The sequence below is a fragment of the Parabacteroides chongii genome (assembly GCF_029581355.1).
Lineage (GTDB): Bacteria > Bacteroidota > Bacteroidia > Bacteroidales > Tannerellaceae > Parabacteroides > Parabacteroides chongii.
In genome coordinates, this window is record NZ_CP120849.1 from 5,646,107 (window position 1) to 5,670,913 (window position 24,807).

Annotated in this window: 17 protein-coding genes; 3 read left to right on the forward strand and 14 right to left on the reverse strand. The window is 43.8% G+C overall.

The window, feature by feature from the left end:
• The first annotated feature begins 34 nt into the window (after positions 1-34).
• Positions 35-1,342, forward strand: a complete 1,308-nt coding sequence (guaA, locus tag P3L47_RS21760) for a glutamine-hydrolyzing GMP synthase (RefSeq protein WP_277782107.1) — start codon at positions 35-37, stop codon at positions 1,340-1,342.
• 244 nt (positions 1,343-1,586) lie between these two features.
• On the opposite strand, the gene P3L47_RS21765 is transcribed toward guaA, so the two are convergent.
• From P3L47_RS21765 to P3L47_RS21825, 13 genes are all read right to left on the reverse strand, one after another.
• The gene (locus tag P3L47_RS21765) at positions 1,587-3,020 is read right to left on the reverse strand and encodes a hypothetical protein (RefSeq protein WP_277782108.1); all 1,434 of its coding nucleotides are present in this window, start codon (positions 3,018-3,020) and stop codon (positions 1,587-1,589) included.
• A gap of 272 nt (positions 3,021-3,292) precedes the next feature.
• Entirely contained in the window at positions 3,293-3,508 is a 216-nt protein-coding gene (locus tag P3L47_RS21770) for a hypothetical protein (protein ID WP_277782109.1), read from the reverse strand.
• Between the two features lie 888 nt (positions 3,509-4,396).
• A complete protein-coding gene (locus P3L47_RS21775; protein ID WP_277782110.1) occupies positions 4,397-4,963 on the reverse strand; it encodes a sugar O-acetyltransferase in 567 nt (188 codons plus the stop codon).
• 20 nt (positions 4,964-4,983) lie between these two features.
• On the reverse strand, positions 4,984-5,682 hold the full coding sequence (locus P3L47_RS21780; protein ID WP_122363530.1) for a 16S rRNA (uracil(1498)-N(3))-methyltransferase: 699 nt from the start codon (positions 5,680-5,682) through the stop codon (positions 4,984-4,986).
• Positions 5,683-5,710: 28 nt separating this feature from the next.
• Positions 5,711-7,027 carry a NupC/NupG family nucleoside CNT transporter gene (locus tag P3L47_RS21785; protein WP_122363531.1) on the reverse strand — a complete coding sequence of 439 codons (1,317 nt, stop codon included), beginning with the start codon at positions 7,025-7,027 and terminating at the stop codon, positions 5,711-5,713.
• Entirely contained in the window at positions 7,024-7,662 is a 639-nt protein-coding gene (locus P3L47_RS21790) for a bifunctional nuclease family protein (protein ID WP_277782111.1), read from the reverse strand. Before P3L47_RS21790 ends, P3L47_RS21785 begins: the two co-directional genes overlap by 4 nt.
• Positions 7,663-7,940: 278 nt before the next feature.
• Complete coding sequence (locus P3L47_RS21795) at positions 7,941-8,726, reverse strand: M48 family metallopeptidase (RefSeq protein ID WP_277782112.1); 786 nt, start codon at positions 8,724-8,726, stop codon at positions 7,941-7,943.
• A 22-nt stretch (positions 8,727-8,748) separates the two neighbouring features.
• Positions 8,749-9,678, reverse strand: a complete 930-nt coding sequence (locus P3L47_RS21800; RefSeq protein WP_122363534.1) for a DUF5106 domain-containing protein — start codon at positions 9,676-9,678, stop codon at positions 8,749-8,751.
• Positions 9,679-9,838: 160 nt separating this feature from the next.
• Positions 9,839-11,005, reverse strand: coding sequence for a SusF/SusE family carbohydrate-binding protein (locus tag P3L47_RS21805; protein ID WP_277782113.1), 1,167 nt, complete (start codon positions 11,003-11,005; stop codon positions 9,839-9,841).
• A 21-nt stretch (positions 11,006-11,026) separates the two neighbouring features.
• A complete protein-coding gene (locus P3L47_RS21810) occupies positions 11,027-12,658 on the reverse strand; it encodes a RagB/SusD family nutrient uptake outer membrane protein (protein WP_122363536.1) in 1,632 nt (543 codons plus the stop codon).
• 12 nt (positions 12,659-12,670) lie between these two features.
• Positions 12,671-15,688 (reverse strand): SusC/RagA family TonB-linked outer membrane protein, encoded by a 3,018-nt coding sequence (locus tag P3L47_RS21815; RefSeq protein WP_277782114.1) that lies wholly within the window; start codon positions 15,686-15,688, stop codon positions 12,671-12,673.
• Positions 15,689-15,745: 57 nt separating this feature from the next.
• Entirely contained in the window at positions 15,746-17,956 is a 2,211-nt protein-coding gene (locus P3L47_RS21820; RefSeq protein WP_277782115.1) for a glycoside hydrolase family 97 protein, read from the reverse strand.
• A gap of 24 nt (positions 17,957-17,980) precedes the next feature.
• A complete protein-coding gene (locus P3L47_RS21825) occupies positions 17,981-19,825 on the reverse strand; it encodes a glycoside hydrolase family 13 protein (protein WP_277782116.1) in 1,845 nt (614 codons plus the stop codon).
• Positions 19,826-20,295: 470 nt separating this feature from the next.
• On the opposite strand from P3L47_RS21825, the gene P3L47_RS21830 reads away from it, so the two are divergent.
• Positions 20,296-21,888: a DUF6377 domain-containing protein gene (locus P3L47_RS21830; RefSeq protein WP_122363540.1), complete on the forward strand. Its 1,593-nt coding sequence runs from the start codon at positions 20,296-20,298 to the stop codon at positions 21,886-21,888.
• 3 nt (positions 21,889-21,891) lie between these two features.
• On the opposite strand, the gene P3L47_RS21835 is transcribed toward P3L47_RS21830, so the two are convergent.
• Entirely contained in the window at positions 21,892-22,461 is a 570-nt protein-coding gene (locus P3L47_RS21835; RefSeq protein ID WP_122363541.1) for an ORF6N domain-containing protein, read from the reverse strand.
• Between the two features lie 193 nt (positions 22,462-22,654).
• Between P3L47_RS21835 and dnaG the strand changes: the two genes are divergently transcribed.
• A complete protein-coding gene (gene dnaG / locus P3L47_RS21840) occupies positions 22,655-24,805 on the forward strand; it encodes a DNA primase (protein WP_277782117.1) in 2,151 nt (716 codons plus the stop codon).
• Positions 24,806-24,807 lie beyond the last annotated feature (2 nt).

Genomic DNA, 24,807 nt, shown 5'->3' on the forward strand with positions numbered 1-24,807 from the left:
ATCTAATTAACATACTAATTTTAATAGGAATACGATGAAACAAGATATGATCGTTATTTTAGACCTGGGAAGTCATGAAAATACGGTATTGGCAAGAGCTATCCGTGCATTGGGAGTTTACAGTGAAATTTATCCTCACGACATCACTGTCGGAGAATTGAAAGCTCTCCCGAACGTAAAAGGTATCATCATCAACGGTGGTCCTAACCATGTAATCGACGGTGTTGCCATCGATGTGGATCCGGCTATTTATTCCATGGGAATTCCCGTTATGGCTGCCGGTCACGACAAAGCATTATGCGAAGTTAAACTGGGTGAATTTACCGACGATATAGAAGCTATCAAGAAAGCTGTCAAACCGTTTGTTTTCGATACTTGCAAAGCGGAAGCCAACTGGAACATGACAAACTTTGTCAATGACCAGATTGAACTGGTAAGACGCCAGGTTGGCGATAAGAAAGTATTATTGGCCTTATCGGGCGGAGTCGACAGCTCGGTTGTTGCCGCACTGCTTCTGAAAGCGATCGGCGACAAGCTGGTTTGCGTACATGTAAACCATGGTTTGATGCGTAAAGGTGAATCGGAAGATGTCGTTGAAGTATTCAAAAACAAGTTGAATGCCAACTTGATATACAAAGATGTTACCGACCGTTTTCTCGATAAACTGGCAGGCGTTGCCGATCCGGAAGAAAAACGTAAGATCATCGGTGGAGAATTTATCCGCGTATTCGAAGAGGAAGCACGTAAACTGGACGGTATAGATTACCTGGCTCAGGGAACTATTTATCCGGATATCGTGGAAAGTGGAACGAAGACTGCGAAGATGGTAAAGTCTCACCACAACGTAGGCGGTCTGCCTGAAGATTTACAGTTCGAATTGGTTGAACCGCTGCGTCAGCTGTTCAAGGACGAAGTTCGTGCTTGCGGTCTGGAATTGGGCTTGCCGTACGAAATGGTTTACCGCCAGCCGTTCCCCGGTCCAGGTCTAGGTGTACGTTGTCTGGGTGCTATTACGCGCGACAGACTAGAAGCCGTTCGTGAATCGGATGCTATCCTGCGTGAAGAGTTCCAGAAGGCTGGTTTGGATAAGAAGGTATGGCAGTATTTCACAGTAGTGCCCGATTTCAAATCAGTTGGTGTACGTGATAATGCCCGTTCTTTCGACTGGCCTGTTATCATCCGTGCCGTCAATACGGTTGATGCCATGACAGCCACTATCGAACCGGTAGACTGGCCTATCTTGATGAAGATCACAGATCGTATCTTGAAAGAGGTAAAGAACGTAAACCGCGTTTGCTACGATATGTCTCCGAAACCCAATGCAACCATCGAGTGGGAATAAGATTTGATAGATAAGGATATTAAAAAGCCTGTGTTTGTATTGACACAGGCTTTTTTTAATGGGTAGGCCGTGATTTGATATATCTGTAGCAGCTACCAAATACAGTTGCGGCAGCCACTCCAAGTGACTACCGCAATCAGAAAGATACCGTTTCAGTATCCTTCAACCGTATTTATTGAAAACACAGCTGAAGGCTGAAACGTGTGTATTGAAGTTATATGAGGGAAAATCTTACTCTCTAGTTTCAATGTGCGTGTTGGCCGGTGTAAGGCTCGGAAGTTATGAATAACCGATTAGAAGGTAAAATAACTTCAGGCATAGGAGAGGCAGAACGGGTTTTAACCAAATCTTCCTGTCCTGACAACATAAGATACAAATCAACAATATCTTGCAATGCAAATCCTACATACAAGTAAGTATGTGTATTAGCATTAAGACTGAGATTACTAATATTAATAGTGTAACTTACCAATTTACTAACTTCACTAGTTTCATAATCACCGATACCCAAAAACAAAGTCAAAGGTATATTGGGAAGTCCTCCTGGGCTACTAAGTCTAAAAGGTATAAAAGGCTCATTGTCACAAGTAGCCGTCAAACCATATATATCGTATTTTCCGTTTTCGTAACTAATTGGCTTATCTATCCAAGAAGGATAATCTAAGTTACACAAATATAAGTTTCCTCTATCCTTAGTCGACAAACCACCTTTCCAGTCGTAAACAATCGGAAAGCGTTGGAGTATTTTTTTCCGAACACAAATATTTCTCACATCAAATGTTTCAAAAGACTTAATAACTTCGTCGCTATACCCTTGCGATTTTACATATTCTCGCAAAGCCACATTTGTAGCATCTACTGCGCTTTCTAAATCTTTATTCTCATTGTATATACTCTCTACTTTATCTTCTCCATATTCCTTTATCAGCATCAATCTGACAGAGACACAAACAGTCAAACGCTTCATGGATAAATCCAATTGCATTTTCTCCCAATTCGGAACTTCCACTATCTCAAACTTAGAGACATGGCTAGCATCATAATCATTACTAAGTATATAATACAATCCCAGTTCTTTCCCAGGTTCTTTCCATTGAAAAAAATAACCCTCTGAACTGAATAGTTTATCACCAAATTCCTCACGAGCACCTGGGTATTCATTCTCATAAAGATTATTTTCAACTTTCGGGAATTGTATCTTATCAACCTCTTTTCTAGAAGCAAAAAAGAATAAGTCGCAATTATCCGGATAAATATAACCTGTTTGTTTTTCAGCAATTCTAACGGCTATTTCCTCACTACTATCTTCGTCTTTTTTAAGATGAACCAAATTATTATTCACATCTATCCTATAGACAAAGTGAGCAGTCCGGTTGTTGCTACTACCTTCTTCATTGATAACGATTGATTCCGATGTTTTCTCCTTATCTACGTCATACTGATGCATATAAATACCTAATCCCTCGGGATAGGCAGCTTTTGGAAGAGAGTTGGGGTCTAAATCGCCAATCGTTCTAGTGTTAACAGTTGTTCCCTGTTCAACACCTGTCGAGAAACTAATCGATTTCCATTCTTTGTTATCTATTTGAGGTTCTTGTCCTAATTCTTCTCCGGATGAACAGGCTGCCATGAAAGCAACTGCCATGAAACCGAAAATAATTTGCTTCATTTTATTCATTTGATTCATTTGTTATTCAAGAGTTTTATAATTCATAAACTTAGCAAATTCAATCAACAGGGAAAATTTTCCCCCATGTTCTATCTCCTCGATTTCCATTAAGAGTCTCGTGGACAGATGTCCCTTGCTTCACATTAGGCCCAGGAGTAGACGATCCCGCAATACACTCATTAAACTCTACCTGTACAACTTCAACGACAGGTTTTTCATACTTCTCTTTCATTTATTTTCAGTTGAAATTTAATATTAATAAATAGCTTTCTTCGCATATATTATTGCATCCGCTTTACGATTTTTAGATTGGCAGTTACAGCTTCAGCCATTTCGGCTCCTGTCCATCGTTCGTCGAGCATCAAGAAGATCGCTTTAGCCAGCTTCCTTTGTGAGGAAGGGGTGACTTTTGCGAGGTAACGTTCTGCCTTGTCGGCCTGTTGGTTTTGCCGGACGATGTTGTTGACATTTTTCGGACCACGCCGGTTTCTGCGCAACCTTCGCTTCCAGCATTTTTTTCATAAACTAGTATATCGCTCGTTTAAACTTATTTAGGAAATAAGTTTAAACAACTAGCGCTAGTTGTCCGCAAAGGTAGAAATATTAAAAACAAACAAAATAAAGACGCCCTTTTTTTATTTATTTGCAAAATACAAAGATGGCTAATGCGATTTCTTCATCCCTGATTTTTAGACCTTTTAGTCGAAGAAAGCCCATTAATTAAGGTGTCCCAAAAACAAGAACGCATTCAGGCAACCTATTCTGTGGTTTCATAACTATTATATGACAACAGTAATTCCTATATACATTTTTTAATATACTCGGCAAATATATTCAAAGAAAAATACGCAATTACGCTATCCGGATATCCCAAAGGGACTTCATCGGGGGATATTCATAGCTTGTTAATTAAATATCACTCTGTCACTACTCCTCTATTTCCATTGAATATCAATACAACTATGAGTGACATTAGACAAAAATATATGTCACTCCAATGTCACTTATCTGTCACTGTAGCCAATAAACCGATTAACAGGTAGGGCGAACATGACGAAGTAAGCTATAAACTTCACCGCCACCTACATCTACAGTCACCAGTACCCGGGTGGAAAAGGCCCTGACACCCGGATCTCAGTAGCACCGAGACCCGGGTGTCAGGAAAGATAAATCACTACATTATTGATTATAAGAAAGGAACAAACGAACTTGAGCATATCGGCTATTCGGTATTTACCTATATATACAGAATACTCCGAGGACATAGCCTACCTAAATCAAAACGAGACAAGATAAGACAGGACGAGACACAGTGACATTTAAGTGATATTTCAAATCAACAAATGTCACTCTTGCACAATCTAATATTCAAGGCATATACGCTATTAGTGACAGAGTGACAATTGTTTTATCACCCGGCAAGGATTGCCTACCGCTAATACATTCGACGGAATATCTTTCGTCACCACGCTTCCGGCACCGACAACAGTATTATCGCCAATCATCACTCCGGGCAGGATGGAGACGCCGGCACCAATCCATACATTATGACCGATCGTCACAGGGAGGGCATATTCAAGTCCACGGTTGCGCTGTTCCACATCCAGAGGATGGCCGGCTGTGTAGATACCGACATTCGGAGCGATAAAGGCATTATCACCGATACTGACTTTGGCTCCGTCCAGGATAACCAGGTTCACATTGGCATAAAAGTTTTCCCCTACTTCGATGTTATAACCATAGTCGCAGGCAAAAGGCGGTTCGATGATCAAGTTATTACCAGTCTTCCCCAGGAGCTGTTTTAACAGCTGCATCCTTTCTCCCTGCTGTGAGGGACGCAGACGATTGTAATCATAAAGCAACTCTTTTGCTCTTTCACGATCTGCCAATATCTCTGTGTCATAATTGGCATCATACAATAAGCCTAGACGGCATTTTTCCTTTTCTGTCATCGTTCTATTTTTAGTGGTCACTATTGATTCAGGACATGTATCGTATGGCAAGCCACCAACGCGGCAGTTTCCGTCCGCAGGCGGCTTTCCCCCAATGAAATCGGTTCAAATCCCTGCTGCAAAGCCAACTCAATCTCTTCAGGACTGAAATCACCTTCCGGCCCAATCAAAACCAAAGCATTCTCTCCCGGATGATAAAGATGTTTCAGCAATTTCTTTTCAGTTTCTTCACAATGGGCTATAAATTTACGACCTTCAAATGGTTGTTTTACAAAGCTCTTAAAATCAATCATACCAGTCAATTCCGGTAAGGTCGCTTTTTGTGACTGCTTCATCGCACTGACCAATATTTTCTCCAAACGGGCTGGTTTAATTTCGCGTCGCTCCGAAAAACGGCAGTTCAGACAAGTGATTGCATTAATCCCGATCTCAGTAGCCTTCTCCATAAACCATTCCATCCGATCCATATTTTTGGTAGGTGCAACAGCAATATGAAGCTGGAAATTCCATAATGCCGGTTGTTCCCAGCTTTCCAGGATAGAAACCTCGCAATGTTTATGATGGGCACGGCTGATAGCCGCTTTATAAAAAAAACCTTTTCCGTCTGTCAACAAAATCTCGTCTCCTTCAGTCAGACGAAGCACACGGATACAATGACCCGCCTCCTCTTCCGGCAATTCCGGATTCACCGCAATGTCAGGTGTATAAAATATCTGCATCTCAAATTATCAATTTGTCAATTATCAATTACCCAAGTATCATACCAATAATCGTCGCGGAAAGGACTGAAACCAAGGCACCGGCAATCATCGCCGGAAAACCGAAACGAGTGATCATCTCCTTCTTTTCCGGAGCCAGCACGCCCATTCCTCCCAACAAAATCCCGATAGACGAAATATTGGCAAAGCCACATAATATATAAGTAGACATCAATATCGACTTCTGGTACATGAACATACCGGCATCTTTCCACTCCTGTAACTGAAAATAAGCGACAAATTCATTCAGGATCGTCTTTTGTCCCAGTAAAGAGCCTACCAGCATGATATCCGGCGACGGAATACCGATCAGCCACATGAACGGAGCCAAAATTACTCCTAGAATAAACTGGAACGTCAATCCGTGTGCTTTTCCGTCAGTCACCGAAACGATCCATTCATTCAATCCGGTATAACGGCCCAATAAACCTTCCAGCAAATAATTGGCCAATGCAACCAAAGCAATAAAGACCAGCAACATTGCCGCAATATTCACCATCAGACGTATGCCGGTAGATGTTCCGGAAGCTAACGCATCCAATGCAGTCGGATGTGAACTACCTTTTTCCAGGCTGGCAGCCTGATCGACTGCCACTTCTGTCTGCGGACAAAGCATCTTTGCCAGGACGATCGATCCGGGAGCAGCCATCAGGGACGCAGAGATCAGATGCTTGGCAAACAATACCCGGGCAACCGGATCGCCCCCCGAAAGCATCCCGATATACGTAGCCATAACCGTTCCGGCAATCGTACCCATTCCCGAAACCATGACCAAAAATATTTCAGACCGGTTCATCGCCGGCAAATAATTCTTTATAAGTACGGGAGATTCCGTCATTCCCATGAATATATTGCCGGAAGTAACCAAGCCTTCCGCCCCTGAGATATTCATAAATTTTCGCAGTACCCAGGAGAAAGCCCCCACCACGCGCTGAATAATCCCCCAGTGATAAAAGAGCGACACCAACGCAGAAAAGAATATAACAACAGGTAATGAGTGAATCAGAAAGATAAAGCCGTTACTTTTAGAAGCATACGGTCCCAATAAAAAACCTACGCCAGCTTGAGTGAAATCCATCAGTTTGATAAAAGCCTTTCCCGTCCATTCCAAAGCGGTTCCCACAAAAGGAATATAAAGAACAGCCAGTGCAAACAGAATCTGCATGATCAAACCGCCTCCGATCAGCTTCCAGTCGATCCGTTTCCGATCCTGACTCAAGGCGTAAGCCACAGCCAGTACCGTCACAATCCCCAGTATTCCACGTAACAGGGATTCAAGGCTGATCCCACTCTGTTGATCTATCATTTGGCACTGCCCTCCTCTTCTTCACGCCGGCGGATCTCATCCTTATACATCTTGGCGTATTCGTAATTCTCATCGGCGATTGCTTCTTCCAACCGCTCGCTCAATTCATCCTCGTCCAAAAGAGAAAGCCATTTCTTTAATTCAACTTCATCTTTTATATCTTCCGGTTCTTTATCCAGTAAAGCATATTCATCATCGTCTTTATCATCCAGCAACGTGGCTTCTTCCAGCACTACGCCACATTCGGTCACGATCTGTTCTGTCGTATAGATATCACATTTCACACGAAGGGCGATTGCAATCGCATCCGACGTACGCGAATCAAGGCGCACCTGGGTGATACCATCATCAAACAGCAGTTCCGAATAAAAAACCCCGTCTTCAAATTTATAAATAAAAACCTCCCGCAACTGAATGGCAAAAGCCTGTGCAAAAGTTACAAACAAATCGTGAGTAAGAGGTCTGGGAGGCGTAATATGTTCCAATGCAATAGCTATGGATTGTGCCTCTGAAGTTCCTACTATAATTGGTATACGACGGGCTCCGTTTTCCTCTGCCAGTATCAAAGCGTAAGCTCCGGACTGAATCTGACTATTCGTTAGCCCCTGAACCCGTAATTTTATTTTTGCATCCACACCATATAAGTTTTATAGTCACTATACAAAAGTAATATTATTTCGGAATTAAAAGTGGGAAAGTCTGAAAATGATTAGTCAGGTGTATAAAAAAGAAAAGGTTGTCTCCCGACAACCAATCTTCATTGCTAACCTTAAATCTAATACCATGAAAAACACAGTGCAAATATAAGCACTTTTATGTTATCCAACATACTTTTCCGGCATAAATAGAATTATTTTAGCAATATTTCAGTAAAGATTCCGCCCGTTTAAGAGACGGTAACATAATATACGTACTACTTTGTATAATTGTCTGCTTTTTCTTTCATTCGTTGAACCCGTTTCTCCGTTTCCGGATGGCTGGAAAAGAGCTGGCGGAACTTGGATGACTTAGGTGCATCTGCACTCAATTCCAATAATTTAGCCAACGAATCATGCATGCTGTGAGGATCATATCCATTAGCTACACTAAACTCAAAGCCATAATCATCCGCTTCATTCTCCTGCTTCTGCGAATACTGTGCACCAGCCAAAGCCGTAGCCAGATCACCCAGCTGAGAATCAGACAACTTAGCAACAACATCGCTGGTTGCCCCTGCCGCATTCTTGGCAGCCGAAGTCAGATAAGCATTCTTCATGGCATCCTTTGAATCGGAATGGAGAACGTGACCGATCTCATGGCCGATAACAGCCATTACCTCATTGTCGTCCATGATCTTCATTAATCCGCCACAAACACGCACACTTCCGTCTCCACAGGCAAAAGCATTGACGTCTATTACATTATATACTTTGAAATTCAAATCCAACCCTTCGACTTTTATATCTTTGGTCAAACGCTCCAGACGTGCTCCCATTTCCGTATCAGGACCTGCCACTTCATTATGCGTATCCATCCACTCAATATATTCACGGCTCATATTGGCTATATCGGCATCACTCAGTGTGATCGCTTTTGCCACATCGGTTGCAGCACTGACAACTTTCTTGGTATTGATAGTTTTTCCTCCGATTTTGAACTGGGCAGACGCAGTCAGACTAACCCCTGCCAGAAAGGCTAATGATAATAACGTTGTTCTCATACTTTATTTGTTTATTTACATACTAGTTTGTTTGCATTTGTAAAAATTCCATCAACTGGTTAAATGTGACATCTTTCAAAATGACTTTTTTGTCTTTATCCAGGAGATAAAGTGTAGGTATTGCTTTCAAATCATATATTTCATCATTTTTAAGGCTCACTGTATTGTCATAAGAATTGATCCATTCTGCCGGAACATCCGGAATATGGTTGCGCCATGCTTCCAGGTCTTCGTCCGGATAGACAGCCAGGACTTTTAGTTTTTTGTTTTTCTGCAAATCAGAAATCAGCGGTGAAGACTGTAACTGCTCCGTAATCTCTTTACAAGCATGACAATCCGGATTATAAAAGAATAATAACAGATAATCAGCCTTTACATTATATAATGTACCTGTTTTTCCACTCGCCAGCGTATAAGTAAAATCGGTAGCCGGCTCCCCTACTCTGTTTTTCAATGCCAACTCCAGTAAATGTGCCGGACGTATCTTGTTGACCTCATCCAAAACCGGAGCTGCCAGAACTGATTCCAAAACAGGGATATACAAAGCCTCATTTCGCATCGGAGAGTTTGGATCGTATAAATACTTCTCATATAAACCAGCCATATAAGCAAAGAAAGTGCTATCGGCAGTAACTTTATGCATCATCCCTTTGATAGAAGAGGAAGCCACCTCCGGAGACACATACTTCATCAGGTCGATGTAGTTGGTAAACGCCTGTTCCGTTATATCCGGCAGATGAATATAAGCCGTATCGGTAAAATCGAATTTATCCCAGTAATGTTGCACCAGATATTTGGCACGTTCCCCCGGATCGGTGATCATACTCGGGACAGTAACCATTTCAAAGCTTTTCGGTGTTGTATCCTTTTCTTCTGTTTTTGCAGTTTGCTGACCATGACACGAACTAAAAATCAACGTAAATACCAACAGAGAAAGTATTCTGACTATCATATCTTTATGTTTTTATACTGCAAATATAACAGTTACTGTAGTTTCAAAGCCAACTTTAGCCAATTATTTCACTTATTAAAAAATTGTCGATAGCCATAAGCGACCTTGCTTACAACTATCGACAATTAAATTATCAATTACACAATTCCATCCGAGTTCTTTATTTGATACGCCCCGAACCATCCAGGAAGTTCAGATAAGCCTTTTGACCGGCCGATACGCTTACAGCTTCCTGATCACCTCCGTTCTTCCGGTATTCAATCTTATTGTTCATGATTATAAATTCAGTCCGCCACCAGTCTGTCGACGGTAGTTTAACACAAAGCCGTAAATTCCCGCTCGCAACAAAAGCCGGTGAAACAAACTCACCTTCACCGGAAGGTACCGTAAATTTACGGGCTTCATCGAAAGTATCCCAACCACCGGAAACATCCCCTGTTACATAGATATCCGGAGAAAGAAATTCCAACGTATAATTCAGATTCTTACCTTCCAATGCAGTAGTAACCACCAGGATATACCAACCTGCATTCTTTACGCCGATATTCATTCCGCCACTGCCGTCATCCACACCGGAAACACCGGCAAAGGAGGCAGATTCAGCAGGAACAAGTCCTTCACTATAAGCTACCTGATTACCATCCCATGTAGGCTGTGCATTAAACTTCATAACATTATTACCGCCAAAATACTGAACCGACCAAAATTTACCCGGCGTATCCGTTACCGGAATCATTTCGACCCATTTACCCCAACTACTGCCGGAAGCAAAGTCACCTACTAAAAACATCTGACCAGGTAAAGACACCGGAGGTTCTACATTATATCCCAAAACTTTCGGCAACTCAATACTATTGGACGATATCTGCCCCATTCCGTTATTGGATAAAGCAGCACGCAGACGGACATATACCGGCATCGGTGTTTCCGGCAGTTCAGCGTTATCATGAGAAGCTTTCCACAGATCCAGCAAAGCCATTGCAAATTCAACGGCATCGACATTCAGTTCCGGGCGCTGATAAGTACTGGACAGGGTGGCATAATTAGCAGTCGTACCGGCTACCTCATCCGCATCTTTGAATGTACTTTCCAAAGAAAGCTGTACTTTATAAGTTGTTCCGGCTGCATAGCCATAATCGGGCTGCGTGCATGTCAGATCGATAGATGAAATATTTTGCAGATCATATACGTTAGATGCTTGTTCCGGTGTATTCAGATTGAATTCGGTCGGTTCCTGGAACACCGGATTATCGTCTCTGTCGTCGCTGCATCCGGTCCACAAAAGCGAACCGGCCAGAAGCAGCATGAATATATTCAGTTTCTTCATTTTCTTTCAGATTAATCGTTATTATTTCAAAGATTCGTAACCGGTGTTCTGCTTCAGGTTCGGATTAGCCGTCAGATCACGGTCGCTGATAGGATACACATTGAAACGGCTGTCGAGATTGGCTACCCCTTCCAACGTACCGCCTTTATATGCCCAGGCATAATCCTTGGTGAATTTACCGAAACGAACCAGGTCCGAACGACGCTGTCCTTCCCAATATAACTCACGAGCACGTTCATCGAGGATGAAATCGAGGGACAGATCGGATAAGGTTATATTTCCACTCTGGTCTCCATAAGCACGTTCGCGCAGTCTGTTCACATACTCAACGGCCTGTTCTTTTCTCGTTCCGGCAGCATTACGGGCTGCACATTCGGCATAGATCAGATAAATATCGGCCAGACGGAACAAGGGGAAATCAGTGTTCGGATCGGGAGTCGGCGTTACAGCCGCACCGTCCCAACCCAGGTTGGTGAATTTATAGCAGAGATAGCCAGAGTTCCAGTCCTGCATCTTCGATTCGGGCGTGCGTGTTCCGGCACCGTCGTAGAAAGCATACCGTTTGTCCTTCTTGATACGGCTACCATGACTGTCAGTTCCTGCATCCGGGCTTTCATCAAAGAATTCGATCATTTGCTGAGTCGGTTTCAGACAAGTCCAGGATGAAGACATACCAAACCACGTCTGGTCGAGATCACCACCGAAAGCACCTGCAGTCAGGACGATCGTGCTACCGAAGCTTTTTGCGTTGACATTGTCGAATGGTATGGCATAGATGATCTCATTTTTATGAATGCCTGTCAGATGGTTCTCACCACAGAACAGGTTTGCATAATTATCTTCCAAACCGAAACCGGCATCGATCACCTTTTTGGCATAAGCAGCCGCTTTATCATACATCGGCGTACCGGTATACACTTCGGCATTCAGATACATTTTAGCCAATAAAGTATTGATCACCGGTTTAGTAATACGACCATATGTAGCCATGGAAGGTGTCTCATCGAGATCGCCATTCTCCGACAGGTCGACCAGCTCGTTCACGATCTTTTCAAACAAGGCTTCCGCTCCTATCTGTGAAGGTTTCCATGATTTATCGTCCGTAGGGCTGTCGTCCCAGACAACGCCCGGATTACGATAAAGATCGATCAGATAATAATAATTCATTGCACGCAGGCCACGTACCTGATCCCGGTATTTCTGAATATCCTCGATGTCGCTCTCGGAGTGATACACATCCAGGAACTCCTTACAATAACGGACATTCAACATTGCACGCTGATAGAAAGTATAAGCATACGGCAACGTATAATCCCAGTCGATCTCGCAAAGTTCCACAATACCTTCGTCAGTCCAGTTCCAGATGGCCTCATCGGTAGGGAAAAGCTGCATGGAAAGTAGTCCGCGGAGGAAAACCAGTGACCCCTGGTCACCTCCCTGCAGGTCCGGTTCCACATTCGGGTCGGAAGAGTTTCCCGACAAGCCGAAACCGGAATAGATCTTGGCAAGGAATGCCTGGCAATCAGCTTCATTATGAATGGAAGCACTGGATTTATCCAGTATCGGCTCCTGATCCAGGTCACCCAGGCAAGAGGTTGCCCAGACACAACTACAGGAAGCGATGAATAACGATATATATTTTTTCAGTTTCATGATCTATACAATTTAGAAATTAATGTTAACTCCGAATAAAACAGTGATCGGACGCGGATACACATTGTTATCCATACCGTCATTTACTTCCGGGTCCAGTCCGTCATATTTAGTGATGACGATGGGGTTCTGAACCGTGGCGTAGAAACGGGCATTACAGCCGGTTGCCAAGAACTTACTGACATTATATCCTAATGTGATATTGTCAATTTTCAGATACGAAGCATTTTGGATATAGTAATCCGACAGGCGCTGGCGTGTCTGGAAACCGGTCTCCAATGCCGATACAGGTTTATTGCTCAATGCATTGTTTCCGAACAGTTCATTTACACCGAGAGCCGCATTGGCTGCCGTCGCATTGAAGTTATAATTTCCCAGGCTGATACGTCCGTTGAAACCCAGATCCCAGTTCTTGTAACTGAACTTGGAATTGAAGCCCATCATTACGTCGGCTACCGGATTCTTATAACGATACAGGTCGTTGTCGTTCACAACTCCGTCGCCATTACGGTCTACATATTCCCCTTCTATCGGATTGCCATCCTTGTCGTACACCTGCTGGAATACATAGAAGGAACCGGGAGCATATCCCACACTGTGGATTTTCAGGCGCAGACCACCATCACCACCGGTCGATTCAAAACGTTTACCCGGTGAATCCGAATTATCATTGTAAGTCAGTTCAGTGATCTTTGTCTTATTATAAGCGATATTGAATCCCAGGTCCCAGTTGAAATCTTTTCCGACCACCGGACGGGTATTGATAGAAAACTCAACTCCCTTATTCTCCAATGAACCGATATTCGATACGACATACTCGGCAAAGTCGGTACCTGCCGGCACATTCACTTCGGCATTGATCAGATCTTTAGTCTTGCGGATATATCCATCTACAGAACCGCTGATCCGGTTGTTCAGAAAACTATAATCGACACCCACATTATACGTAGTCGTTGTTTCCCATTTCAGATTCGGGTTAGCTGCCGTCGGGGCTATCACATTCACCCAGGTCACATTCCCGGCTGCGTCATAGACCGGATACATGGCACCACCTTTACCGTCGCGATAGAAAGAGAGATACGGATAATCTCCCTGGTTGATATCCTGTTGTCCGGTAACACCCCAACCCAAACGTAACTTCAGTTCATCCAGACTGTTGAAATCTTTCAGGAAAGATTCTTCGTTCAGTTTCCATCCCAGTGCCAGTGAAGGGAAAAGTCCCCAGCGTCTGTTCTTGGCGAAACGAGAAGATGCATCGTCACGTAAGGTAAAAGTCAACAGGTATTTGTTCATCAACGAGTAATTCATACGACCGTAAAAAGAGGCAAGCACATATTTCGTATCGGTTTCCTTAAACTCATTGCTTACCGTGGCATTCTGACCGAATGTCTCCGGACGGCGTGACAGATAATAAGTCACTTTATCCGTTTTCGTACGATAACTCTGGTAAGAGTATCCAGCCATTACATCGAAATGGCTGGATATGGATTCAAAGTCCTTTGAATATTGGCCATACAGATCGAATATCTTATTGTTGTGCGAGTTGTTATAGATATTACGGCTTCCGGTTGCATCATCGTCCGGCTGATAAGAACCGGGCGCGTTCGGGTCCACATATTTCTTACCTTCCACAGAAGTATAATCGATACCCATATTCATGTTGATACGAAGTTCGGGCAGGAAATGGAACTTATAATCGAACTGAGCATTTCCGATAAACGATTTGGCAGTCGAACGGTCGTCCACCATTTCCAGCATGGAAACCGGATTCACACCAGCAGAAGTAGAACGAGTTCCGTCAGGCGTATAATCGCCCGTCCAGGTAAAGAAACCACCATATTTACTATTGTTATACACCGGCTTGGTCGGATCGAAAGCTACAGCGCTACCCAAAGCACCCGTATCGGCAAAACGGTTCTTGATATAAACGCCTTTCGCATTTAGGTTTACATTCAGATGGTCGTTAAACAGGGAGGGAGTCAAAGACAGACTTCCGGTGTACCGCTGGAAGTTAGATGTTTTCAAAATACCGTTCTGGTCGGTATAACCGAACGATACACGATACGGCATAAACTCTTTGACTGAACCATATGCACTGAGGTTGTGATCGGTAGATACAGCCGTGCGCAACACTTCGTCCTGCCAGTCCGTACTTACACCCGGATGCAGGTTCAGTGCAGTCAACATACCTTCCGTAACATTCGGTGAAGTAGTGATATAGTCACGATATTCGTCTGCACTCATAACCTCTATCTTGTTACGTTTCGTACTGATCGATACATTTCCGGAATAATTGATCTTCACGCTACCGCTTTTCCCTTTCTTGGTCGTAATGATAATAACACCATTAGAAGCACGCGAACCGTAAATAGCAGCCGCCGAAGCATCTTTCAATACGGTGAACGATTCGATATCCGCCGGATTGACCGTACTCAGCGGATTACTCAGACCGTCGGGAGCACTGTTGTTCATAATCACCCCATCGATAACCACCAACGGGTCGTTTTTGGCAGACAAAGAAGAACCGCCACGAATACGGATCGACGAAGAGGAACCCGGCTGTCCGGTTGAAGAAGCCACCGATACACCTGCCACCTTACCCATCAACATGTCCTGCGGACTGACCTGTACGCCCCGGTTCTTCTCGTCCGGCTTGATCGCCGTCACCGCCCCGGTCGCGTCATTCTTTTTTACCGTACCGTAACCGATAACAACTACGTTTTCCAGCATTTGGGAATCTTCCGCCAAAATAATATTCATATTGGCTGTGGCAGGCAGTTCCTGCATTTTATATCCGATAAATGAAACTGAGATAACATCTCCTTTGGAAGCAGACAACATAAACTGACCGTCTATATCGGTAACCGTACCGTTCGTCGTTCCTTTTATAATAACATTCGCCCCGATAACCGGTTCTCCTGTAGGATCTTTCACAACTCCAGTCACTGTTATTTGCTGGGCAAACACAGAGATGGACATACACAAGCCTGCGATGAGCATCAACAAAGCTTTAAACCTTAAACGTTTCATGTGCTTAAATTTAAGTTCTTTACAAGTTTACTTAATAACCTTAACAATCCTTATACCTTATAGATTTTTTAACCCTTTTATATCTTTCAGGTCTTTCACCTCGAAGATACTGATGGCATAGCCACCACCGCAGGCAGCCTTCAAATTCAATTTGCTCTTGTTTGTCAACAGTCCTTTCTTAATAGTATAGGCCTGCGGATTATTTTTCCAGTCGGCATCTTTTGCATCGGCATATACTGTTGCGATGTATTTCTTAGCCGGTTCGAGGAAGTCGAAAGAGAGACGTGAATCATGTCCGTTCTCGTCTGCCGTACAACCGACAAACCAGTTGCCTGTACCTTTTGCCTTGCGTGCAATCGTGATATAATCGCCCGGCTCGGCTTCCAGATAAAGAGATTTCTCCCAATCGAGGGCAACATCCTTGATGAACTGGAAAGCGTCGGCATATTGTTCGTAATGTTCGGGAATATCGGCAGCCATTTGAAGCGGGCTGTACATCGTTACGTAAAGAGCCAATTGGCGTGCCAGCGTGGAACGTACCTGTGACGTGTTCGACGGATTCATCGCACTGCAATGCGTTTCGAAAATACCCGGCGTATAATCCATCGGTCCTCCGATCAGACGGGTAAACGGGAGGATCGTGGTATGGTCGACATTATTACCTCCGAACGATTCATACTCAGTTCCGCGAGCCGATTCGTTTCCGATCAGGTTCGGATACGTGCGGCACAAACCTGTCGGACGGGTAGCTTCATGGGCATTTACCATAATCTTATAATCGGATGCTTTCTTTACGGCATACAGATAATGGTTACACATCCACTGTCCGTAATGATGTTCGCCGCGAGGGATGATATCACCGACATAACCGCTTTTCACACTGTTGTATCCGTTGTCTACCATGAACTGATACGCTTTGTCCATATGACGTTCATAGTTACGTACGGAAGCCGAAGTTTCATGGTGCATCATCATCTTGATGCCTTTACTTGCCGCATAACGATGGATTTCCTGTACATCGAAATCAGGATAAGGAGTTACGAAGTCGAATACATAATCTTTGCTCTTTCCGAACCAGTCTTCCCAACCTTCATTCCATCCTTCCACCAGGACGGCGTCGAAACCATTGGCCGCGGCAAAGTCGATATAACGCTTCACATTAGCCGTATTGGCAGAGTGACGGCCGTTCGGTTTCACCTTTGTGTAATCCGTTTCGCCCAACTTGACACTGCTTAATTCATCCGTATAAGCCCATGTTCCTTTATTGGTGATCATATCCCACCAAATACCGATATATTTAACCGGCTTGATCCAGGAAACATCTTCCAGTTTACAAGGCTCGTTCAAGTTCAGAGTGATACGTGAAGCCAGAATATCACGCGCATCGTCACTTACGATAACCGTTCTCCACGGAGACTGACAAGGAGTTTGTAAATATCCTTTATCCCCTTTGGCATCCGGAGTAAGCCAGGATTCGAAGACCATATTCTTATCATCCAGATTAAGGTGCATACAAGAATAGTCAACCAAGGCTGCCTCATGCAGGTTGATATACAGACCATCCTCCGATTTCATCATCAACGGTGTCTGAACGCCAGTCTGGGAGAAAGGTGTTTGTGAAGAGTTAGGCGTAACGGCTTCCTTCATCAACCCGCGGATTTCGCTCAGGCGGGAAGTAACCGTACTGTATTCTTGTGTGTCATAATCGCCCGGGAGCCAGAATGCCTTATGGTCGCCTGCCATGGCAAACTGTGACTTTTCCTCTTTGATCACGAAATAATTCAGCTCTTTCTGCTGCGGAAATTCATAACGGAACCCTAACCCATCGTTGAACAGGCGGAAACGGATAATGATAGAACGGTCGTTTGCCGGTTGATCCAACGTAACGGCCAGCTCGTTATACTGATTACGAATTTCTTTTTCTTCTCCCCATACCGGTTGCCAGGTTTCATCGAAAGCAGCCGTACGGGTATCCGTTATTTTAAATCCGTCATACAGGTTCGTCTTTTTATCCAACGCTGCAACATCTTTGCGTTGTTTGAACTCGAAGTCGACAGCGGCATCCGCATCTTCCTTCTTCAACTCCAGCCCTAGTTTACTGGGTTTGATCACTTCTTTCTGTTTATAACTCAGGTCATAAACCGGTGCGCCCTTTTCATCCAGCTTGAAAGTCATTTTCAGATTTCCATCCGGTGAAAGTAATTGCTGGGCATACGACATCGCACAGCAGCCAAACAATGCGGCCAAAAACAAAATACTACGTTTCATGGTGTTATATGATTTATATTAACATTAAAATTCAAGGATCACAACATCTCTTGCAGAAAGAGAGAGGGAGGAATCCAACCGGATATTCTTACCGCTCAGCAACTCATTAGCCGAAGAAGCAGGGAGAATTTCCCGGTAGGGAGCAAGGTCAAGCATTTTCTTTTCATCCGTACCGTTCAGGAAAACGACAATGGAACGGTTACCCAATCGTCTTTCGTAGACATAAACGCCGTTGCGCGGAATGAAATGTTTATAGGAACCTTTGGCGACCACTTCATTTCCGGCACGCCACCGAAGGAGTTTCTGCATATAGGCAAATGCTTCCGTCTGCAACGAATCACGTCCTGCCGGAGTGAATGCATTTACTTTATCTCCTTTCCAGCCTCCGGGAAAGTCGTTACGCAAAGCACCGTCGCCGTTTGCCTTATCGCCGGCCATCATTATTTCCGTTCCGTAATAGATCTGTGGGATTCCACGGACAGTCAACAGGAAAGCCAGTGCCTGTTTGTAACGGTTCAGGCCGGAAGACGGTTTTGTTTTATAGAAGCGTGAGGTATCGTGGTTATCCAGGAATACCAAAAGATTCATCGGATTGGCATACACAATATCCTGTGACAGATAATCATAAATCTTCGCCAATCCTCTGTCCCACTCGTTCGTTTCCTCATCGAAAACATACGACATCAGACCGTTCAACGGAAAGTCCATCACAGTAGGTAAATAAGAATTGCGAGGATAAGCCACCTTACTATCTTTCTGCCAGAAAGAAACACCTACATTGCTACCGAGCCAGGTTTCGCCGACAATATTGAAATCAGGATATTCCGCTTTGACAGCCCGACACCAGCGTGCCATCATCTCAAAGTCTGCATACGGATGTGTGTCCTGACGGATACCGTCTATCCCGGCATATTCGATCCACCAAATACTATTCTGTATCAGGTAGGTAACGACATGACGATTGCGTTGGTTCAAGTCGGGCATGGATTCAGTGAACCAGCCGTCCACACTTTTCGTCTTGTCGTAATCCGAACGGTGTATATCCATTTGCGGCATAGTCTGATAAGAGGTCTGCGTATAATTATCCTGGAAGTTGAACCAGTTATCGGACGGTTTATCTTTAAAGAAAAAATGCTCGCTGCCGCAATGGTTGAAGATCATATCCATCACAATCTTCAAACCCTTATTATGGGCAGCATCTACCATCCGGCAGAAGTCCTGATTGCTACCCAAACGCGGGTCGACGGCATAATAATCGGTGATTGCATAGCCATGGTAAGAACCTTCCCGCATATTGTTTTCAAGAATGGGATTCAACCAAATAGCTGTCACGCCCAGATCGGTAAAGTAATCCAGGTGATTTTCTATTCCTTGAATATCACCTCCATGGCGGGCAAAAGGATCGGAACGGTCTACCTTATTCTCCAACATTCCCGCAACACGGTCGTTATCGGGATTACCATTCGCGAAGCGGTCGGGCATGATCAGATATAATACGTTGGAAGCATCAAAACCTTTTGCACCGGCAGGACTGTCTTTGCGGTCTTTGATCTGATAAGGAATAACGGCCTGCTCACCATTCTTCTTCAGTATGATATTGAATTGTTGCGGAGCCGTCTCCGTCAAATCCAGATAAACTAATAAGTAATTGGGATTTTCTAACCTGACAATTTCTTTGATACGGATATCCGATGCCGACAGAGAGACATTATCTGTGGAGATATCGTTACCGTATAATAAAATCTGTAATTCGGTATTCTGCATGCCGGACCACCAGAAGGCCGGTTCTGTTTTCTGAACATTCAAAGCCGATATTCCGGGTAGATTGAAGGTCAGACATAATACAATCGTAATAATAATTTGTTTCATGGATGATTTGTTTGTTAACGGAAGCAAATGTAGAGGGTTAGTCAACCGAAAACTTTCACTAGAAAAAAAATCAAAACTCTTAAAAGTATCTTTCTACTGATTAACAGATATATAGCTTCAAGCAAACAGGGCAAAAATCAAAACGGATTAGAAAGAATTATAGTACTATATAGGGAGTATATTCATTATTTATAGAGGTAATATCGCCCCCGATCAGCCCAAGAGCCCAAATCTCGTTTTAAACGAACGAAAACTCGCTTTAAACGAGGCTACAGTCCGTTTTAAACGAAAAAAATCTCGTTTTAAACGAAATGCTGGTTCGTTTAAAACGAGTTTTTAGGGAATTCGGGATGGTGAGCTATAAAAGAAGTCATGCCTATAATTATTACAGATCAGAATAGACAACCCGAAGATATTTCTTACATTTGTAAAAGAATGAATACAGAACATTGTAAATGAAAAACACTCCTATGACTAAAACGATATCAGCCATTCTCCTGTTTCTGTTTTGCTTCCAGTTGTCTTATGCTTCTGAAAAAGACAAGACGAATCTAGCCCTGTTAAAAGAACTGGATCGCACGATTGCGCAGAAACCGGTCTTCCAGCAGCAACGGGAACAGGAAGCCGATAGCATTAAAAGTCTGTTGAAGGCAACCTCTTCGCTGGAAAGTAAATATGAGCTTTACGGAACTTTGTTCGGTATCTATCTGCATTTTCAGGCAGACTCGGCCCTGCGTTGTCTGGAAAGAAGGGAGACTTTGATCAATTCACTTCGTAACCCGTCCTATAAAAACGATCTGCGGATAGCCCGAGCAGAGGTTCTCGGTATTATGGGTCTTTATAACGAAGTACCCGAACAACTGGAACAAATACAAAGAGAGGATTTAAGCGAAAGGTCATTACTTTATTATTACTATACCTGCCGCACCTTTTATGGCTGGATAGCCGACTACACCCGTACAAACGACCGTCATAAATATATCGCCCAGACAAACGCTTACCGCGACTCGATCCTGGCGGTTACCCCGGACGGTACCGACCATAATATCGTTCTGGCAGACCAGCTGATCGTAAACGGTAATCCCGACGAAGCCATCCGCCTGATGAACAAAGAACTCGAAAAGGCCAAAGGAACAGAATCTGCTATATACATATTATATAACCTATCCCAGGCATACGCTCAAAAAGGAGATACGGAAAAACAAATCTATTACCTGGCACAAACAGCGATCGGTGACCTAAAAGCAGCCAAACGTGAATACATATCCCTGCAAAAACTAGCACTACTGATGTTTGAAAAAGGAGATATCGAACGGGCATACAAATACCTGAGCTGTTCGATGGAAGATGCAGTTGCCTGTAACGCCCGTCTCCGCTCAGTGGAAGTGACCGAGTTTTTCCCGATCGTGGATAAAGTATATAAACTGAAAATACAGAAAGAGAAACAGATCACCCGTACCCTGCTTATCAGCATCAGCCTGATGGCATTTCTTTTATTGATCACGATTTTCTACCTCTACCGACAGATGAAAAAGCTGTCGCTTATGCGTAAGAAAGTCAGTGCAGCCAACGAACAGCTACAGGAGATCAACAAAGAATTGAGCCAGGCTAGCAAAATAAAAGAGGAATACATCGCACTCTACCTGAACCAATGCGTCATCTATCTGGACAAACTGGATACGTATCGCCGTTCGCTCGCCAAACTGGCAATGGCCTCCAAACTGGATGATTTGTTCAAGACGATCAAGTCCGAACAGTTCATACGCGATGAGCGGAAAAATTTCTATAATGAGTTCGACAAGTCATTTCTTCGGCTCTTCCCCCGCTTCACCGAATCTTTCAACGGCTTGATGACGGAAGAGGGAAAACTATATCCTAAATCCGGCGAAATCCTGTCGACCGAACTGCGCATCTTCGCCCTCATCCGGCTCGGAATAAACGACAGCAGCAATATCGCCCATTTCCTGGGATATTCGCTGGCTACGGTTTACTCCTACCGAAGCAAGGTAAGAAGCAAGGCTTACGACAAAGAGCGGTTCGAGGAACAGATAGCTACTCTATAGGAACTATTTCGGTTTTATAAATCCAACCGGGTTGTGTGGTCTATCCGATAATCTCTTTTGTACCTGTAATTCAGCCAATGTTTTATTAATTAGTTCCAATTGTAGGCGAGTATCAGCATTAATATCATTATAGTCAGCGAATACTTCTTCAATATATTCTTTCAACTCCTTTAATTCCTGTTGAAGCATTGTTGTTTTACTGATAGGGGATGTTATCAACATCTGCCGAATTACAACAAAAGCACGCATAATATTAATGTTTACTTGTATTGCGGTTTTTGAATTAAGAACACTACTAAGCATAGCTACTCCTAATTCAGAAAAAGCATAAGGCTTTCGTCTCATACCCATTTTTATTGAATTGGAAGTCACAAATTGTGACCTCCAATCTTCTAATTCCTTATCTGTAAGTTGGAACATAAAATCAGATGGAAAGCGATCTATATTACGCTTAACAGCTTGGTTTAACACCTTTGTTGGCACATCATACATTTCAGCTAAATCCCGATCTATCATCACCTTTTGTCCTCGTATCTCGTAGATCTTACTTTGAATTACCTGTAATTCATTCATAGTTAAATATATTATATGATTAAACTTTCGCTGTAAAGATAAGGATTATTCCTGTTTCTTACATATCAAAGAGCTTCCTTTCTTTTTTACGCGCATTAACTATTACTTTCAAAGGGATATTATCTACAGTTACTCCATTTCAAATAAAATCACTACATTTGCCTTCCGTTATTATAAGGAAGGAAATAAATAAATGATCGATCAACCTACCATAGACCGGATACTTGACACTGCAAACATTGTGGATGTTGTTTCAGAATTCGTTACCTTGCGTAAGCGAGGGATCAACTATGTAGGATTATGTCCGTTTCATACAGACAAAACCCCCTCTTTCTACGTCTCTCCGGCCAAAAATATCTGTAAATGCTTCGCCTGTGGCGAAGGCGGCACGGCTGTTCACTTCATCATGAAGCATGAACAGCTGAACTATTTCGATGCCTTACGTTATCTTGCCAAGAAATACAACATCGAGATACAGGAACGGGAACTGACCGATAAGGAAAAGCAAAGACGCAGCGACCGGGAAAGTATGTTGATCGTCAACAGTTGGGCACAACAGTATTTCAGCACCCAGCTGTACGAACACGTAGAAGGGAAAACCGTCGGATTGCGTTATTTTGCCGAACGTGGATTCCGGGAAGACACCATCCGTAAATTTCAGTTAGGTTACAGTCTCGACCAGCGGGATGCTTTATATAAGGCAGCAACCAAGAACGGTTATAAAAAAGAATTCCTTGAAAAAACAGGGTTAGTCATTGCTTACGATAACGGAGGGGTGAACGACCGTTTCCGTGGTCGTGTGATCTTCCCCGTACATACGTTGAGCGGTAAAGTGGTGGCTTTCGGTGGCCGCGTGCTCAAAAAGGACGAGAAAACAGCCAAGTACGTCAACTCGCCCGAAAGCGAGATTTACCATAAAAGTAATGAGCTTTACGGTATCTATTTCGCCAAACAGTCGATGGTGAAGGAAGACCGCTGCTTCCTGGTAGAAGGTTACACCGATGTGATCTCCATGCACCAGGCGGGTATAGAGAATGTGGTCGCCTCGTCCGGTACGGCTCTTACACAGGGACAGATACGGCTTATACATCGTTTCACCAATAATATTACCGTACTATATGACGGTGATGCCGCCGGTATCAAAGCCGCCCTGCGCGGTATCGACCTGTTGCTGGAAGACGGAATGAACGTCAAGGTGGTTCTGCTGCCGGACGGTGAAGACCCGGACTCGTTCGCCCGCAAACACAATGCCAGCCAGTTCGCCGAATTTATCAAGCAGAGCGAAACGGACTTTATCCGTTTCAAAACCCGTTTATTACTGGATGATGCAGGCAACGACCCGATCAAACGTTCGTCGCTGATCACGGATATTATCCGCACGGTAGCCATTATCCCCGACAATATAGCCCGTTCCATCTATATCCGCGAATGCAGTGCGATGATGGAGATAGACGAACAGGTGTTGCTGAACGAGGTAAACAAAATCCGTTTAAATAAGGAAGAAAGGCAAAACAACCAGACACAGTCCACACCTCCGGTTTCCAATACAATGAGTATGATACCGGAATATCCGGATATTCCCGGTTACCAGCCGATCGTAGAGGATAGCTTTTTGCCACCATCGGACGAAGCAATGCCATCATTACCGGACGATATGCCCCCTCCTCCTCCGCCCATGGAAGAATATCCGGCGGGAGAGACAGGTCCTATGGATGTGCCCCCCCCCGATTTTCCGCCAGTACAACCGCCGGAAGTGGTTCGCGCCGCCCAGCCGAAACGTTCGCCTTATGAAATATACGAACTTACGTTGCTGAAATATATCGTGCGTTATGGCGAGAAAGTTTTGTTCGACTATGTGGATGAAGAAACAAACGAACATATCGTTATGCGTGTTGCCGAATATATCCGTTACGACCTGGAACGTGACGATCTGACTTTCTATACCCCGATCTTCAAAAATATGCTCGACGAAGCTGCCGAGAGATGCAAGAACGAGGGATTTATTGCCAACCGTTACTTTCTGGCCCATCCGGACCCGAACGTCAGCCGTTTGGCTGCGAACCTGATCAGCGAAAAATATCAGTTGAGCAAATATCACAGCAAGTATCGTGAACTGGAACAGGAAGAGGACAAACTGGATCAGCTGGTTATTCGTGAAATATATGCCATGAAGGATGCCTATATCATACGCCAGATTAAAGAGACCCAGTTAGGCATCAAGGAAGCACATCTGAAAGGGAATGAAGATCAGGTGTTCGAGTTGATGAGAAAGCTGACTCACCTGAACGAGATAAAGAATGTATTGAGTAAAGAATTGGGAGAACGTATCGTATTAAAAATGTAACA

Bases quoted from the DNA above. Each gene is read 5' to 3' on its own strand.
- guaA (WP_277782107.1), top strand. From the start codon at position 35: ATGAAACAAGATATGATCGTTATTTTAGACCTGGGAAGTCATGAAAAT.
- P3L47_RS21765 (WP_277782108.1), bottom strand. From the start codon at position 3,020: ATGAATAAAATGAAGCAAATTATTTTCGGTTTCATGGCAGTTGCTTTC.
- P3L47_RS21775 (WP_277782110.1), bottom strand. From the start codon at position 4,963: ATGACAGAAAAGGAAAAATGCCGTCTAGGCTTATTGTATGATGCCAAT.
- P3L47_RS21780 (WP_122363530.1), bottom strand. From the start codon at position 5,682: ATGCAGATATTTTATACACCTGACATTGCGGTGAATCCGGAATTGCCG.
- P3L47_RS21785 (WP_122363531.1), bottom strand. From the start codon at position 7,027: ATGATAGATCAACAGAGTGGGATCAGCCTTGAATCCCTGTTACGTGGA.
- P3L47_RS21795 (WP_277782112.1), bottom strand. From the start codon at position 8,726: ATGAGAACAACGTTATTATCATTAGCCTTTCTGGCAGGGGTTAGTCTG.
- P3L47_RS21800 (WP_122363534.1), bottom strand. From the start codon at position 9,678: ATGATAGTCAGAATACTTTCTCTGTTGGTATTTACGTTGATTTTTAGT.
- P3L47_RS21805 (WP_277782113.1), bottom strand. From the start codon at position 11,005: ATGAAGAAACTGAATATATTCATGCTGCTTCTGGCCGGTTCGCTTTTG.
- P3L47_RS21810 (WP_122363536.1), bottom strand. From the start codon at position 12,658: ATGAAACTGAAAAAATATATATCGTTATTCATCGCTTCCTGTAGTTGT.
- P3L47_RS21815 (WP_277782114.1), bottom strand. From the start codon at position 15,688: ATGAAACGTTTAAGGTTTAAAGCTTTGTTGATGCTCATCGCAGGCTTG.
- P3L47_RS21820 (WP_277782115.1), bottom strand. From the start codon at position 17,956: ATGAAACGTAGTATTTTGTTTTTGGCCGCATTGTTTGGCTGCTGTGCG.
- P3L47_RS21825 (WP_277782116.1), bottom strand. From the start codon at position 19,825: ATGAAACAAATTATTATTACGATTGTATTATGTCTGACCTTCAATCTA.
- P3L47_RS21830 (WP_122363540.1), top strand. From the start codon at position 20,296: ATGACTAAAACGATATCAGCCATTCTCCTGTTTCTGTTTTGCTTCCAG.
- P3L47_RS21835 (WP_122363541.1), bottom strand. From the start codon at position 22,461: ATGAATGAATTACAGGTAATTCAAAGTAAGATCTACGAGATACGAGGA.
- dnaG (WP_277782117.1), top strand. From the start codon at position 22,655: ATGATCGATCAACCTACCATAGACCGGATACTTGACACTGCAAACATT.